Below are 16,090 nucleotides of genomic sequence, written 5' to 3'. Positions count from 1 at the left end.
AAATTCGTTTAGTGACGAGCGCGCACCAGCTGGTACTTACGTGTCAGATACTCCACCGGTACGCTCCAGATGTGTACCAGACGCGAGAACGGGAACAGCAGGAATAACGTCATCCCCAGCACCAGGTGCAGACGGAAGATAAACGCCACACCATCGAGGTGTTGAGAAGCGCCACCGTGGAAGGTCACCACCGACTGCGCCCAGCCAACCAGTTTCATCATCTCGCTACCGTCCATATGCTGAGCGGAGAACGGAATGGTCAACAGGCCCAGCGCGCACTGGATAACGAGCAGCGACAGGATCAGGATATCCGCTCCGGTAGTGGTTGCACGCACGCGTGGGCTGAACAGACGACGCTTCAGCAACAGCACGCCGCCAATCAGACACAGCACGCCGCTGGCACCACCAGCAAACATCGCCATTTTCTGTTTCACTTCAATCGGCAGCCAGGCTTCATACATCCAGTGCGGCGTCAGCATACCGAAGAAGTGACCAGCAAAAATCCCCAGAATACCGATATGGAACAGGTTCGACGCCAGGTTCATCCCTTTGCGATCCAGCATCTGGCTGGACGCCGCGCGCCAGGTGTACTGCCCGTAGTCATAACGCAGCCAGCTACCAATCAGGAAGACCGCCCCGGCTATGTACGGGTAGATATCAAAGAAGAACATATTCAGGAATTGCATTAGTGCTGTCCTCCGGTGGTGATATTCAGATATTGCGGCGCGACGGCACCGGCAAAGCGACGCTGATGAGCAGTGATTGCTGAATCACCGCAGCCTTTGTCAGCAAAGAATTTAACCTGCTCTTCTTCCCAGACAGCATCCAGCGCCTGCGGCGTATCATCGCGCGCTTCGTCGGCAATTTTTTCCGCCACTTTGTCGCTGTCGATAGCGGTATTGGCCAATTTCAGCAGCAGATCAAACATCACGGCATAACGGCTTTCACGCTGTTGCAGACGCGCGCTCAGCAATGCCAGAATCGGCGCGATATCTTTCAAACCTTCCACGGCTTCGCTTTGCGGCAGCTGCGACAGGTACTCCAGATACAGCGGCAGATGGTCCGGTAATTCGCGGCTGTTTAACTGCAAGCCGTGCTGCTCGTACTGCGCCAGCAGGTCCACCATCGCCTGGCCGCGGTCACGGGATTCACCGTGAACATGTTCAAATAGCAACAGTGACGTGGCGCGGCCACGGTCGAACAGTTCGCTGTACTGGGCCTGGGCATCGAGCGGATCCATCGCCGTTAAATCGCGCAGGAAAATGCCCAGCGCATGGGCATCTTCTTTCGACAGATTTTTCGACGCAGCAATCACCTCAAACATCTCTTGTTGATGCTGCCATAAGGCAGCATCCGGATATTCAAGGAGACGCGATACAATCACGAGTTCGATCATGGATGCGGCTCCGTTTTGCTGGTCACATCGATGGCATCGATACGACGGCTGTTGAACAGATTGAATTTGGTATCTGAGCCGTGGCAGCCATCACCAAAGGTAAAGCCGCAGCCATTTTTCTCCGGGAAGGCTTCCCGTGCCAGTTCACGATGACTACTCGGCACCACAAAGCGATCTTCGTAGTTAGCAATAGCCAGATAACGGTACATCTCCTGTGCCTGGGCTTCGGTCAGACCGACCTCTTCCAGCGCACGGGTATCAACTTTACCGTCAACGGTTTCAGCACGTTTGTAATGACGCATCGCCAGCATACGTTTCAGTGCGCGCAGTACCGGTTTGGTATCACCGGCGGTCAGCAGATTCGCCAGATACTGTACCGGAATACGCAAGCTTTCGACGTCTGGCAGAATGCCGTTGCTACCCAGCTCACCCGCGTCTGCTGCAGACTGAATCGGAGACAGAGGCGGCACGTACCAGACCATCGGCAGTGTGCGATATTCTGGATGCAGCGGCAGCGCCAGTTTCCATTCCATTGCCATTTTATAAACCGGCGACTGCTGTGCGGCTTCAATAACGCTCAGCGGAATACCGTCTTTAATCGCCTGCTCGATGACTTTCGGATCGTTCGGATCGAGGAACACCTCCAGCTGACGCTGGTAAAGATCTTTCTCGTTCTCGGTGCTGGCTGCACGTTCAATCGCGTCGGCATCGTACAGCAGCACGCCAAGATAACGGATACGACCGACACAGGTTTCTGAGCACACGGTCGGCTGACCCGCTTCAATACGCGGATAGCAGAAGATGCACTTCTCAGACTTACCGCTCTTCCAGTTGAAGTAGATTTTTTTGTACGGGCATCCGGTGATGCACATACGCCAGCCACGGCATTTATCCTGGTCGATCAGGACGATGCCATCTTCTTCACGCTTGTAAATCGCACCGCTCGGGCAGGTCGCCACACATGCCGGGTTCAGGCAGTGTTCGCACAGGCGCGGCAAATACATCATAAAGGTGTTTTCGAACTGGCTATACATCGCCTTCTGGATGTTGTCGAAGTTCTTGTCTTTCGCCAGTTTGTCAAACTCACCACCCAGGTCATCTTCCCAGTTCGGCCCTTTTTCGATTTTCGCCATCCGTTCCCCGGTAATCAGCGAACGGGGACGGGCAATCGGCTGCGATTTGCTGCCTTCCGGCGCGGTATGCAGGTTCTGATAGTCAAAATCGAACGGCTCGTAATAATCGTCGATCCCCGGCAGATGCGGGTTAGCGAAGATTTTACCCAGCAACATGGCACGGTTACCCATGCGCGGCTGCAGTTTGCCGTTGATTTTACGGATCCAGCCGCCTTTGTATTTTTCCTGGTTTTCCCAGTCAGTCGGGAAGCCCTGACCCGGCTTGGTTTCCACGTTGTTGAACCACGCGTACTCCACGCCTTCACGGCTGGTCCAGACGTTTTTACAGGTAACTGAACAGGTGTGGCAGCCGATGCACTTATCGAGATTCAGCACCATGCCGACTTGTGAACGAATTTTCATTTTACGCTCTCCTGTACCTAGTCATTGCCTTCGCCATCTAACCAGTCAATGTTCTTCATCTTACGCACTACAACAAACTCATCGCGGTTAGAACCTACGGTGCCGTAGTAGTTAAAGCCGTATGCCAGATGGGCATAGCCACCAATCATATGCGTCGGTTTCGGCGTGATACGGGTGACCGAGTTGTGGATCCCCCCACGCTGGCCAGTAATTTCCGAACCCGGCAGGTTAACGATACGTTCCTGCGCGTGGTACATCATGGTCATCCCTGCCGGAACACGCTGGCTGACAACCGCACGGGCAGTCAGCGCACCGTTGCTGTTGTAAACTTCAATCCAGTCGTTATCGGCAATGCCCAGCTCTTTGGCATCGGCTTCGCTCAGCCAGACCACCGGGCCACCGCGACCTAAGGTCAGCATCAACTGGTTGTCGCTGTAGGTGGAGTGGATCCCCCACTTCTGGTGCGGCGTCAGGAAGTTGAGCGCTTTTTCCGGGTTGCCGTTGGATTTCTGGCCTATCACTTCTTTCACCGAACGGGTGTCGATCGGCGGACGATAAACCAGCAGGCTTTCACCGAAATCACGCATCCACTGGTGATCCTGATACAGTTGCTGACGACCAGAGAGCGTACGCCATGGGATCAGCTCGTGAACGTTGGTGTAACCGGCGTTGTAAGAAACGTGTTCATCTTCCAGACCAGACCAGGTCGGGCTGGAGATAATTTTGCGCGGCTGTGCCTGAATATCGCGGAAGCGGATCTTCTCGTCTTCTTTATTCAGCGCCAGATGCGTATGGTCACGACCGGTAAATTCGCTCAGGGCAGCCCAGGCTTTCACGGCTACCTGACCGTTGGTTTCCGGTGCCAGTGTCAGGATCATCTCTGCCGCATCAATTGCGGTGTTCAGCATCGGCTGGCCTTTCGCCGGACCTTCCGCTTTGGTGTAGTTGAGCTTACGCAGCAGATCCATCTCGCTCTGGGTGTTCCAGGCAATCCCTTTACCGCCATTACCGATTTTCTCCATCAGCGGGCCGATAGAGGTAAAGCGTTCGTAAGTCGCCGGATAAGCGCGCTCTACGACCATAATGTGTGGCGCGGTTTTACCTGGGATCAGGTCGCACTCGCCTTTTTTCCAGTCTTTCACATCCAGCGGCTGCGCCAGTTCAGCGGCAGAGTCATGCTGGATAGGCAGCGTGACGATGTCGGTTTCTTTACCCAGATGGCCGACGCACACTTCGGAGAATTTCTTCGCGATGGCTTTGTAGATTTCCCAGTCGCTTTTCGCTTCCCAGGCCGGATCGACCGCCGCAGACAGCGGGTGAATAAACGGATGCATATCCGAAGTATTCATGTCGTCTTTTTCGTACCAGGTCGCCGTCGGCAAAATGATGTCGGAATAGAGACAGGTGCTCGACAGACGGAAGTCCAGCGTAACCACCAGATCCAGCTTGCCTTCCAGACCATTGTCCTGCCAGTCCACTTCTTCCGGCTTCACGCCGCCCTGTTGCCCCAGATCTTTACCCTGGATACCGTGCTCCGTCCCCAGCAGGTACTTGAGCATAAACTCATGACCTTTACCGGAAGAACCGAGCAGGTTAGAACGCCAGATGAACAGGTTGCGCGGGTGGTTTTTACCGTTTTCTGGTTGTTCTGCCGCAAAACGGATGGAACCCTCTTTCAGGGATTTCACCGTATAGTCCACCGGATTCATCCCGGCTTTTTCCGCTTCGCCAGCGATAGTCAGCGGGTTAGTGCCTAACTGCGGTGCAGACGGCAGCCAGCCCATGCGTTCCGCACGGACGTTAAAGTCGATCAAGTGTCCGGTATAGCGGGATTTGTCCGCCATCGGTGACAGCAACTCTTCCGCCGTGACGGTTTCATAACGCCACTGGCTGGAGTGGTTATAGAAATAAGAAGTGCTGTTCATGTGACGCGCCGGACGCTGCCAGTCAAGGGCAAACGCCAGCGGCTGCCAGCCGGTTTGCGGACGCAGTTTTTCCTGACCTACATAGTGCGCCCAGCCGCCCCCGCTCTGACCGACACAGCCGCAGAAAATCAGCATGTTGATCAGACCACGATAGTTCATATCGAGGTGATACCAGTGGTTCAGCCCCGCACCGACGATAATCATCGAACGACCGTGCGTTTTATCAGCGTTATCGGCAAATTCACGGGCGATGCGAATAATCTGGCTGCGAGAAACGCCGGTAATCTGCTCGGCCCAGGCCGGGGTATAAGCTTTCACATCGTCATAGCTGGTTGCACAGTTAACGTCGTTCAGGCCACGTTCCAGACCGTAGTTTGCCAGCGTCAGATCATAAACGGTGGTCACCAGGGCGGTGCTGCCATCAGCCAGTTGCAGGCGTTTCACCGGCAGTTTGTGCAGCAGCACGTTTTCCAGTTCCACTTTGTTGAAGTGTTCCGTGCCGTCGCCACCAAAGTACGGGAAGCCTACCTCAGCGATCTCATCTTGGCTACCCAGCAGGCTCAGTTGCAGCTCGGTTTCTTCGCCAGTTTTGCCGTCGCGCTGCTCAAGATTCCATTTGCCCTTCTCGCCCCAGCGGAAGCCAATAGAACCGTTCGGCGCAACCATTTCGCCATTGGTATTAAAGGCGACAGTTTTCCATTCCGGATTGTTTTCCTGGCCCAGCGCATCAACCAGATCAGCAGCGCGCAGCATACGACCTGCAGCGTAGTAACCGTCGCGTTCTTCCAGCATCACCAGCATCGGCATGTCGGTGTAGCGACGCACATAGTCGGTGAAATACTGGCTTGGGTTGTCGAGGTGGAATTCACGCAGCATTACGTGGCCCATCGCCAGCGCCATTGCCGCATCGGTGCCCTGTTTCGGTGCCAGCCACAGATCGCACAGTTTGGCGATTTCAGCGTAGTCTGGTGTGACGGCAACAGTTTTGGTGCCTTTGTAACGCACTTCAGTAAAGAAGTGAGCATCCGGGGTACGCGTCTGCGGCACGTTTGAACCCCAGGCGATGATGTAGCTGGAGTTATACCAGTCAGCAGATTCCGGTACGTCAGTTTGCTCGCCCCAGGTTTGCGGAGACGCAGGAGGCAGGTCGCAGTACCAGTCGTAGAAGCTTAAGCAAGTACCGCCAATCAGCGAGAGATAGCGTGCACCCGATGCGTAAGAAACCATCGACATTGCCGGAATTGGCGAGAAACCAGCAACACGGTCCGGGCCGTAGTTTTTGATGGTGTAAACGTTAGATGCGGCGATCAGTTCGTTCACCTCCTGCCAGGAAGAACGAACAAATCCACCGCGTCCACGCGCCTGCTTAAAGCTTTTCGCTTTATCGGCGTCTTCAATGATAGAAGCCCATGCCTCAACCGGATCGCTATGCAGCGCCTTCGCTTCACGCCACATTTTCATCAGGCGTTTGCGCATCATCGGGTATTTCAGGCGGTTGGCACTGTAAAGATACCAGGAGTAGCTGGCACCGCGCGGGCAGCCGCGAGGTTCATGGTTTGGCAGATCCGGACGGGTACGCGGATAGTCAGTCTGCTGGGTTTCCCAGGTGACCAGACCGTTTTTGACGTAGATTTTCCAGCTGCAGGAGCCGGTGCAGTTTACCCCGTGGGTAGAGCGGACGATTTTGTCATGCTGCCAACGCTGGCGATATCCATCCTCCCAGTCACGGTTGGTATTGAGAAGCTGGCCATGCCCATCGGCAAAGGTTTCACCCTTCTGTTTGAAGTAGCGAAACCGGTCCAGGAATTTACTCATCGGTTTTCTCCTGTGGGAGCCTGTCGGCCCTCTGATAAATCGACATTGCTAATGTTTAAGGGCAAGGTAACGCTCTGAAACAGCGTGGGAATTGATAACGATCAAGAGTGATGGGGATGAAAAATAAAGTAAATTCCTAAGATACCCCTTTAGGATAATCAACAGCCACCACATAACAGACTGTAAATTAAGACGTTTTATACCTGTAGTTATTTAAACTATTAAGATTTTTATGCAGATGGGTATTAAGGAGTATTCCCCATGGGTAACATATTAATGGCTCTTAATGAAATCCGGCGAAATAAACCATATAACATTAGTATGTTGTAACTAAATAACGCTTAAAAAAAGCGCGACATCATGCCGCGCAAAGGATAATCAAATATTTTACTCTATATAATTCGGTTTACAGGAAGGCGGCAAGTGAATGAATCCCAGGAGCTTACTAAAGTAAGTGACTGGGGTGAATGAACGCAGCCGCAGCACATGTAACCCGGAGTATGACGAGTAACGGTTTATTTTTTAGAATGCCGACCATATACCGCCCAGGTAATCACTACGCAGGCGATATAGAAAATCAAAAATACCTTCATTGCGCCGACTGGCGAACCCGTTAATGCCAGCGAGCTACCAAACGCTTTCGGGATAAAGAAGCCACCAATCGCGCCAATCGCAGAGATGAAACCCAGCGCCGCCGCCGTGTCGGTTGCCGCTTCACGCATCGCACGTTCGTCAGAACCCCCTTCTGCTTTCACGCGATCCATTGTCAGTTTACGGAAGATCACTGAAATCATCTGGAAAGTGGAACCACTACCCAGCCCAGCTGTCAGGAACAGCGCCAGGAAGACCGCGAAGAACGCCATGAAGCTTCCGCCCTGCCCGTCAGTCGGTAAGGTCAGGAACAGCAGGCCGCTGAAAATCGCCATCAGAATAAAGTTCACCAGCGTGACACGAGTTCCGCCCAGACGGTCAGATAATGCACCACCTGCAGAACGCGCCAGCGCACCAATAAACGGCCCGAAGAAAGCGTATTGCAGAATCTGAACATCCGGGAACTGCGTTTTTGACAGCATTGCAAAGCCCGCGGAGAAGCCGATGAAGGAGCCGAAGGTTGCCAGATACAGCAGGCTCATAATCCACAGATGACCCCGTTTGAGTACCGGCAACTGCTCCTTGATGGAGGCTTTCGAGGTAGCAAGATCGTTCATGCCAAACCACGCCGCAATGGTGAAGATGGCAAGGAACGGCACCCATATCCAGGACGCATTCGCCAGATACAGCTCAGTCCCATCCGGCTGTTTGACGCCCTGGCTACCAAATACTGCGAAAATCGACAGTGATACCACCAGCGGAGCAACCAACTGCATGACGCTGACGCCCATGTTTCCCAGACCACCATTCAGACCCAGCGCGCCACCCTGCTTCTGTTTCGGAAAGAAGAAGCTGATGTTTGCCATACTGGATGCGAAGTTCGCGCCAGCAAAGCCGCATAGCAGAGAGATGATGATGAAGACGCTATAAGGCGTGGAGGTATCCTGCACGGCAAAACCCAGCCAGACGCAAGGAATAATCAGAATACCGGTGCTGAACGCCGTCCAGCGACGACCACCGAAGATAGGAACCATAAAGGAGTATGGAACACGTAATAACGCGCCAGAAACCGAAGGCAGCGCAGTCAACATAAATAGCTGATCGGTCGTAAAATTAAAACCGACTTTCGGTAAGTTCACCGCAACAGCGCTGAACAACATCCATACGCAAAACGCCAGCAGCAGACAGGGAACGGAAATCCACAGGTTACGGCTGGCAATACGTTGACCGCGTTGTTGCCAGAACGCAGGATCTTCCGGTCGCCAATCTGTAATGACAGCTCCAGTAGCCCTTTCGGGGGCGGATGAGTGACTCATAGACACCTCTGATACTCGTTTCGATGTCTGCCACCTTAGTGTCTGTAGCTAAAGGCAATTTGATGTAAATCAAACGATAAGATAACTTTATCTATCATTGATATTTATCATTACCCATAGTGAGTACAGTGATTTCATAAAAATTATGAGATTTTTCACGGTGCTGTAAAATCCCTACCCTTACCGATGTAAAGCGACTAACCACACGGCAAATAAGGAGTAACTCTTTCCGGGTATGGGTATACTTCAGCCAATAGCCGAGAATACTGCCATTCCAGAATGTATCGTCACATTCATTAAGGTTATTGCTCATTTAAAGCCTGAAGGAAGAGGTTTACATGCTTAAACGTTGTCTCTCTCCGCTCACCCTGGTTAATCAGGTTGCGCTTATTGTGTTGCTTTCTACTGCTATTGGACTGGCAGGGATGGCGGTTTCTGGCTGGCTGGTGCAAGGCGTTCAGGGCAGCGCCCATGCGATCAACAAAGCGGGATCGCTGCGCATGCAAAGTTACCGTCTGTTGGCGGCAGTGCCATTAAGTGAGAAAGACAAGCCCTTAATTAAAGAGATGGAACAAACGGCATTTAGCGCCGAGTTAACTCGAGCAGCAGAACGAGACGAACAACTGGCGCAATTACAGGGTTTACAAGATTACTGGCGTAATGAACTGATCCCTGCACTGATGCGTGCACAAAACCGCGAAACGGTGTCAGCGGATGTCAGCCAGTTTGTTGCCGGGCTTGATCAGCTGGTATCTGGTTTTGACCGCACCACGGAAATGCGCATTGAGACAGTGGTACTGGTCCATCGGGTAATGGCGGTATTTATGGCACTTTTACTGGTGTTCACTATTATCTGGTTGCGGGCGCGACTGCTACAACCGTGGCGGCAACTGCTGGCAATGGCGAGTGCCGTCAGTCATCGCGATTTTACCCAACGCGCGAACATCAGCGGGCGCAACGAAATGGCGATGCTTGGAACTGCATTGAACAATATGTCTGCAGAACTGGCCGAAAGTTATGCCGTACTTGAGCAGCGGGTTCAGGAGAAAACCGCCGGGCTGGAGCATAAAAATCAGATCCTCTCTTTTTTATGGCAGGCTAACCGCCGTTTGCATTCCCGCGCCCCGCTGTGTGAACGCCTGTCACCTGTACTCAACGGCTTACAGAATTTAACCCTGCTACGTGATATCGAACTGCGGGTGTATGACACTGATGATGAAGAGAATCATCAGGAGTTTACCTGCCAGCCAGATATGACTTGTGATGATAAAGGCTGCCAGCTCTGCCCGCGCGGCGTATTACCCGTTGGTGATCGCGGCACAACCCTGAAGTGGCGGCTGGCTGACTCTCATACGCAGTACGGTATTTTGCTGGCGACCCTGCCGCAGGGGCGTCATCTTAGCCATGATCAACAACAACTGGTGGATACCCTGGTTGAACAACTCACCGCCACGCTGGCGCTGGATCGCCATCAGGAACGTCAGCAACAGTTGATCGTGATGGAAGAGCGTGCCACCATTGCGCGCGAACTGCATGATTCTATTGCCCAATCTCTCTCTTGCATGAAGATGCAGGTGAGTTGTTTACAGATGCAGGGCGATGCGCTGCCAGCAAGCAGCCGCGAACTGTTAAGTCAGATCCGTAACGAACTGAATGCATCCTGGGCGCAGTTGCGTGAATTGCTCACCACATTCCGCTTGCAGCTCACCGAGCCTGGATTACGTCCGGCGCTGGAGGCGAGTTGCGAAGAGTACAGCGCCAAATTTGGCTTCCCGGTGAAGCTGGATTATCAATTGCCGCCTCGTCTGGTGCCTTCACATCAGGCAATCCACTTGTTGCAAATTGCCCGTGAGGCATTAAGTAACGCCCTCAAACATTCGCAAGCGAGTGAGGTCGTGGTGACGGTGGCGCAAAACGATAATCAGGTCAAACTGACCGTCCAAGATAACGGCTGCGGCGTGCCTGAAAATGCCATCCGCAGCAATCACTACGGCATGATAATAATGCGCGACCGTGCGCAAAGTTTACGAGGCGATTGCCGCGTCCGCCGTCGTGAATCAGGTGGCACCGAAGTGGTGGTCACCTTTATTCCCGAAAAAACTTTCACAGACGTCCAAGGAGATACCCATGAGTAATCAGGAACCGGCTACTATCCTGCTGATCGACGATCACCCGATGCTGCGAACTGGCGTAAAACAGCTTATCAGTATGGCACCAGATATCACCGTGGTTGGCGAAGCGAGTAATGGCGAACAGGGTATTGAACTGGCGGAGTCTCTTGATCCCGATCTGATCCTGTTAGATCTCAATATGCCCGGCATGAACGGTCTGGAAACGCTGGATAAACTGCGCGAAAAGTCCCTCTCAGGGCGCATTGTGGTATTCAGCGTCTCTAACCATGAAGAAGATGTGGTCACCGCACTGAAACGCGGCGCGGATGGTTATCTGTTAAAAGATATGGAACCGGAAGATCTGCTGAAAGCATTGCATCAGGCAGCTGCTGGCGAAATGGTATTAAGCGAAGCATTAACGCCTGTTCTGGCCGCCAGCTTGCGCGCTAACCGTGCCACTACTGAGCGCGATGTTAACCAGTTAACCCCACGCGAGCGCGATATTCTCAAGCTGATTGCCCAGGGTTTGCCGAACAAGATGATTGCCCGCCGCCTGGATATCACCGAAAGCACAGTAAAAGTGCACGTCAAGCACATGCTGAAGAAAATGAAGCTCAAGTCTCGCGTGGAAGCAGCGGTATGGGTGCATCAGGAGCGCATTTTCTGATTACGGTTCCCAGCGCAGTTCGTCGTTTGACAATGCATCGAACGGTTCGACAAGCGTTAGCGTGATCTCATTGGAGGAGACACGCTGCCCCTGGTTATATTCCACCACCACCGACAATCGCCAGTGATTGCTTGCCCCTTCCCCGTTCTGCCAGTCAGGCATGATCAGCGTCCAGCCCTCCGCGCTGTTGGCTTGTGCGCCCGGCGTCAAACTTAATATCTGCGTATCGCCCTGCCAAATCAGTTGCCGAATACCGTAACGACTGCGGATTTGTAATTTCAGCGGCACTGTTTCGCCAGGTTTTAGATCCCACGGCGGTGTCGCCAGAAACACCGTTAACGTTTTTCGCTGTCGGTACTCAAGAGTCGGTAGATTATTTCGCTGCGGATTGTCATAGCGACTACCACGTAACGACTGACTTTCGGCAACCTCGCCCGCAGAAAGTTGTTTTTTGAGCGGTACACCAAAGCGGTAATTAAGATTCAGCCCGAGGTTATTTTGATTCTCGCCACTTTCACCCTGTTTATGCTGAGCCGTCACAGTGACTAATGGCACAGGGGTGTAATTTAATCCCAGACTCAACGCGACGGGATTGTGATAACCCGTACCAGAGTTAAACAAATCAACACGATCACCAAAATACTGTTCTAGGCTGACACTGGTATTGAGGTGTTGATAGAACGGCATGCGCATCCGAGCTGTCAGGTCGTACCCGCGCGCCATCCGTTGTTCCTGCGTGGCTGTCTGTTCATGCCATGCAGCAAACGGCTGATAAAAGTTTGCCAATAATCGCAAATATTCGCCCCACGCTTCGGCACCAAAGCCCGCTCGCTGAAGATTTTCGTCCAGCAAGTTGTCATAAAAAGTGTTATAACCCACCAGCCAGTTGCCACGCGCCCAGCGTTGCCCAACGCCCACATTGCTCACCAACCCATTATCCTGCTGAGTAAGACCAAGCTGGCTCCAGGTGAAATAACGATCATTATCTTGTAACGGCACAAACCAGCTTCCACGACTGCCGGTGAAATGTCCTTCGTTATCCACTTTGACGTCAACACTGGCATTTCCCCACGGTGATAGCCAGGACTCTACGTGCTGATTAACCTGTTGACTAAGCGCGTCGCGGACTTTTCCCAATGCGAAAGCTTTTGCCTGCTCGCCAGTATCCAGCCCGTTATCATTCATACTGGTTTCGCCGAAATCTTTCACAATTTCAGCAAAGTGTTTTTCCCCATCATGATTTTCGGGAGCCATGCCTAAATCCGGCAGACCATCATTGTTATTATCAAAGGGATTTGCCGCTTTTTGCTCGAAGGTAGATTGTGCGTTAGCTGTACCGCCTGCTACAAGCAAGAGTAAATAAAACGGGATAATGCGAGGAACGAAACGGCTCAAAACGTCGGTAACTTCCGGTAATAATGAAAACCATAGCCTTAAAGAATAACGATTACTGGCAACTTTTGTCGTATTTTCTCGCGCTTTCAGGAAAATCCTTAAAAATGTGACCGATTGGTCAGACGCTGCAGAAGCAGTAAGATAGAAGATGAGTGTCTAATTCCCTGAATACAGGAGTAAATAATGCAAAAAATCGTGATCGTTGCCAATGGCGCACCTTACGGGAGCGAATCCTTGTTTAACAGCTTGCGGCTGGCCATTGCGTTACGAGAGCAGGAGAGCAATCTGGATCTGCGTCTGTTCCTCATGTCTGATGCGGTCACAGCCGGGTTGCGCGGGCAAAAACCAGGGGAAGGCTACAACATTCAGCAAATGCTGGAGATCCTTACCGCTCAGAATGTACCGGTGAAATTGTGCAAAACCTGTACCGACGGGCGCGGGATTAGTACACTTCCTCTGATTGATGGGGTGGAAATCGGTACTCTTGTGGAACTGGCGCAATGGACGCTGTCAGCCGATAAAGTGCTCACATTTTAATGTTTGAGGGGGCGTCTGACGCCCCACTATGCGGGAAGTTTACTCAGGCGAATCCCGGCCGTAACACACCATCCGGATAATTCTCCGCCAGCAGTTTTTTTACCGATACCAGCAAATCATTCAGCCCATCGTCCTGCATTCCCAGTTTGATAAGCTCCTGTTCCAGTGAAAACAGGTATTGTGCGTTGGTTCCCAGCGGACCGCTCGCCGCCGCAATCAACGGCGCGATGACCTGAGCGCGAGTGTCAGATTCATATTCTGGATGTCGCGGGTCCATAATAAACACAATGGCGTTTACTGTGCATCCATCATCAAGATCAAGCTGACACCAGGTTGGCAGATAACAGCCGGTAATCATCTCGCGCTTCCACAACAGGGTTAGTTCCTGCTCCAGCGTCTCTTCTGGCAGTCGATAGGCGACGCCTGTAGTGCGTCCGCCCTCTTTCAGTGCAAGCATCCGTCCCGGCTGGTGCGCAGTCCCGCGCCCGGCGGTCAGGCGCAGGCAAAACGCGCGATGCCATCCAACCAGTGTACCGGTGCACGACTCGGTAAACTCCAGTGCCGGATTCCACATCAACGATCCATAACCGAAGATCCACACCGGTCCCTCATCAGGTCGACAAGCCAGCGTCGCCGCCAGCGAAGCCGCTCGTTGCTCTGCTGACCATAAGAGTGATTCTTCAATGGCACCAAATGCCGTTTTACAATCGGCATTCATCAAGAAATCACGCGTTATCACCTTACACCTCCGCCACTGCATACTTCCCTGCGACAACTTTTTGGTGTCTTCCGGACATTTTTACTGCTCATTTTGAAACCACTAACGGGACAATATGCAATCCACGGACCACTTGCAAGGCAACACCGCACGAATAGCTTTAACTAAGCTACCGGTTTTACGATTTTTTATGCCATTTATCATCATCCCCTTTGGCATATTCATGCTTCACAGCAGCCCAGGCCACTTTATGCGCGGTTTCTTCGCGACTGGCGTCATCACGCCGATCGTCTTTATCTTTATATTGATCCCATGCGCTGTTGAACGCTTCTTTATAGATATCCTGGGCATGAGACGGTAGAACGTGCTTTACGCTTTCCGGCAGATCGCTTTTCGTTTTATACGGCATCGTTGACTCCTTTTACAAAGTTGAACATTAAGTGTGGTCAACAATATCTACTCTTGCCAAAACATAAGAATTTTCATGTCAGACTGTTCTTAAGAAACGCTAAAACAAACATTGTCTAAACGTAATACTTATTTTTATGTCCCAATGAGTAAAAAATCGACAGTGGGGTAAAAATTCGTAAAATGTTACCGATATCCAGACACTTTCTGTTATTTTTCCTACCTATTTTTTACATTTTCGATAAATTCATCTGCAAAGGGATAACCATAATGTCAAATGCTCAAGAGGCGGTAAAAACCCGCCACAAGGAGATTTCGCTTATTTTCCCGGTTCTGGCGCTGGTAGTGCTGTTCCTGTGGGGAAGCAGCCAGACACTACCAGTGGTCATTGCCATCAATCTTCTTGCGCTTATTGGTATTTTAAGTAGCGCCTTTAGTGTTGTCCGTCATGCGGACGTATTAGCCCATCGCCTGGGAGAACCTTACGGTTCGCTTATTCTTAGCCTTTCAGTGGTTATTCTTGAAGTCAGTTTGATTTCAGCTTTAATGGCAACCGGCGACGCCGCGCCAACGCTAATGCGTGATACGCTCTATTCAATCATTATGATTGTTACCGGTGGGCTGGTTGGCTTTTCATTATTGTTGGGCGGTCGTAAGTTTGCCACCCAATATATGAATCTGTTTGGTATCAAGCAGTATTTAATTGCGCTGTTCCCCCTGGCGATAATCGTACTGGTATTTCCAATGGCTCTGCCTGCGGCGAATTTTTCAACCGGTCAGGCGTTACTGGTAGCATTAATTTCTGCGGCAATGTATGGCGTATTTTTGCTGATCCAGACCAAAACGCATCAAAGTTTGTTTGTCTACGAGCACGAAGATGACAGTGATGACGACGACCCGCATCACGGTAAACCGTCTGCCCATAGCAGCGTGTGGCATGCTATCTGGTTGATTATCCATCTGATTGCCGTTATTGCAGTCACCAAAATGAATGCCAGCCCGCTGGAGACATTGCTCGACAGCATGAATGCCCCTGTCGCCTTTACTGGCTTCCTGGTGGCTCTGTTGATTCTGTCGCCGGAAGGTTTAGGTGCGTTAAAAGCAGTGTTGAACAACCAGGTCCAGCGCGCGATGAATCTGTTCTTTGGTTCAGTGTTAGCAACCATTTCACTTACCGTACCTGTCGTCACGCTAATTGCCTTTATGACGGGTAACGAATTACAGTTTGCACTTGGTGCGCCAGAAATGGTGGTGATGGTGGCCTCTTTAGTGCTGTGCCATATCTCCTTCTCCACCGGACGTACTAACGTGCTCAATGGCGCAGCGCATCTGGCACTGTTTGCCGCCTATTTGATGACGATATTTGCCTGACAGTTATATCTCCTCCGATGACGGAAATCGGGGGAGATAAGATAAATTCCTGCTTATTGTATTTCTTCATACTACCTGGACAGCTCGTTAATCAGAATTGCGAGCCTGTACCACAACCTGCACGAAACCACTGCAACAGCTGTTGAAAAGCCGGAATGTACTCTTTATTGCAAACATTTCAGGGATGAAGTGAAGATGAATTGAGACGTAGTATCCACACCAAGCCGGAATTATCCGGTGAGGCGCAATGTTGCGGGGGCTTTATCCCTGGTGGCATTGGTTGCTGGAAAGAGAAAACCCCCGCA

At 51.8% G+C, this 16,090-nt stretch carries 12 protein-coding genes; 4 read left to right on the top strand and 8 right to left on the bottom strand.

Annotation, left to right across the window (positions count from 1 at the left end):
• Positions 1–8 precede the first annotated feature (8 nt).
• The 5 genes from narI to narK all read right to left on the bottom strand — a co-directional run bounded on the left by narI (position 9) and on the right by narK (position 8,578).
• Entirely contained in the window at positions 9–686 is a 678-nt protein-coding gene (gene narI, locus BHE85_RS16150) for a respiratory nitrate reductase subunit gamma (RefSeq protein WP_001160103.1), read from the bottom strand.
• Complete coding sequence (gene narJ, locus BHE85_RS16145) at positions 686–1,396, bottom strand: nitrate reductase molybdenum cofactor assembly chaperone (protein WP_000571709.1); 711 nt, start codon at positions 1,394–1,396, stop codon at positions 686–688. The genes narI and narJ overlap by 1 nt, the downstream gene beginning before the upstream one ends.
• A complete protein-coding gene (gene narH / locus BHE85_RS16140) occupies positions 1,393–2,931 on the bottom strand; it encodes a nitrate reductase subunit beta (protein ID WP_000702660.1) in 1,539 nt (512 codons plus the stop codon). The genes narJ and narH overlap by 4 nt, the downstream gene beginning before the upstream one ends.
• Positions 2,932–2,948: 17 nt before the next feature.
• The gene (locus tag BHE85_RS16135; RefSeq protein WP_000032929.1) at positions 2,949–6,671 is read right to left on the bottom strand and encodes a nitrate reductase subunit alpha; all 3,723 of its coding nucleotides are present in this window, start codon (positions 6,669–6,671) and stop codon (positions 2,949–2,951) included.
• A 515-nt stretch (positions 6,672–7,186) separates the two neighbouring features.
• Positions 7,187–8,578, bottom strand: a complete 1,392-nt coding sequence (gene narK, locus BHE85_RS16130; protein WP_000019827.1) for a nitrate transporter NarK — start codon at positions 8,576–8,578, stop codon at positions 7,187–7,189.
• A 338-nt stretch (positions 8,579–8,916) separates the two neighbouring features.
• Here narK and narX point away from each other — a divergent pair, with 338 nt between their 5' ends.
• Positions 8,917–10,713 (top strand): nitrate/nitrite two-component system sensor histidine kinase NarX, encoded by a 1,797-nt coding sequence (gene narX / locus BHE85_RS16125; protein ID WP_000918033.1) that lies wholly within the window; start codon positions 8,917–8,919, stop codon positions 10,711–10,713.
• A complete protein-coding gene (narL, locus tag BHE85_RS16120; RefSeq protein ID WP_000070491.1) occupies positions 10,706–11,356 on the top strand; it encodes a two-component system response regulator NarL in 651 nt (216 codons plus the stop codon). Before narX ends, narL begins: the two co-directional genes overlap by 8 nt.
• Here narL and ychO read toward each other — a convergent pair whose 3' ends face one another.
• Entirely contained in the window at positions 11,357–12,751 is a 1,395-nt protein-coding gene (ychO, locus tag BHE85_RS16115) for an inverse autotransporter invasin YchO (RefSeq protein WP_000086208.1), read from the bottom strand.
• A 183-nt stretch (positions 12,752–12,934) separates the two neighbouring features.
• Here ychO and ychN point away from each other — a divergent pair, with 183 nt between their 5' ends.
• Complete coding sequence (ychN, locus tag BHE85_RS16110) at positions 12,935–13,288, top strand: DsrE/F sulfur relay family protein YchN (RefSeq protein WP_001169669.1); 354 nt, start codon at positions 12,935–12,937, stop codon at positions 13,286–13,288.
• 43 nt (positions 13,289–13,331) lie between these two features.
• Here ychN and chaC read toward each other — a convergent pair whose 3' ends face one another.
• Both chaC and chaB read right to left on the bottom strand, forming a co-directional pair.
• Positions 13,332–14,027 (bottom strand): glutathione-specific gamma-glutamylcyclotransferase, encoded by a 696-nt coding sequence (gene chaC / locus BHE85_RS16105; RefSeq protein ID WP_001297117.1) that lies wholly within the window; start codon positions 14,025–14,027, stop codon positions 13,332–13,334.
• Between the two features lie 157 nt (positions 14,028–14,184).
• Entirely contained in the window at positions 14,185–14,415 is a 231-nt protein-coding gene (gene chaB / locus BHE85_RS16100) for a putative cation transport regulator ChaB (RefSeq protein ID WP_001146442.1), read from the bottom strand.
• 269 nt (positions 14,416–14,684) lie between these two features.
• On the opposite strand from chaB, the gene chaA reads away from it, so the two are divergent.
• Complete coding sequence (gene chaA, locus BHE85_RS16095) at positions 14,685–15,785, top strand: sodium-potassium/proton antiporter ChaA (protein ID WP_004984217.1); 1,101 nt, start codon at positions 14,685–14,687, stop codon at positions 15,783–15,785.
• The last annotated feature ends 305 nt before the right edge of the window (positions 15,786–16,090 follow it).

Origin of the sequence: Shigella sp. FC1567 (assembly GCF_001743015.1) — a bacterium.
Taxonomy (GTDB): Bacteria; Pseudomonadota; Gammaproteobacteria; order Enterobacterales; family Enterobacteriaceae; genus Escherichia; species Escherichia coli.
The sequence above is the reverse complement of the archived record's forward strand: the minus strand, read 5'-3'. Positions and strand labels throughout refer to the sequence as shown.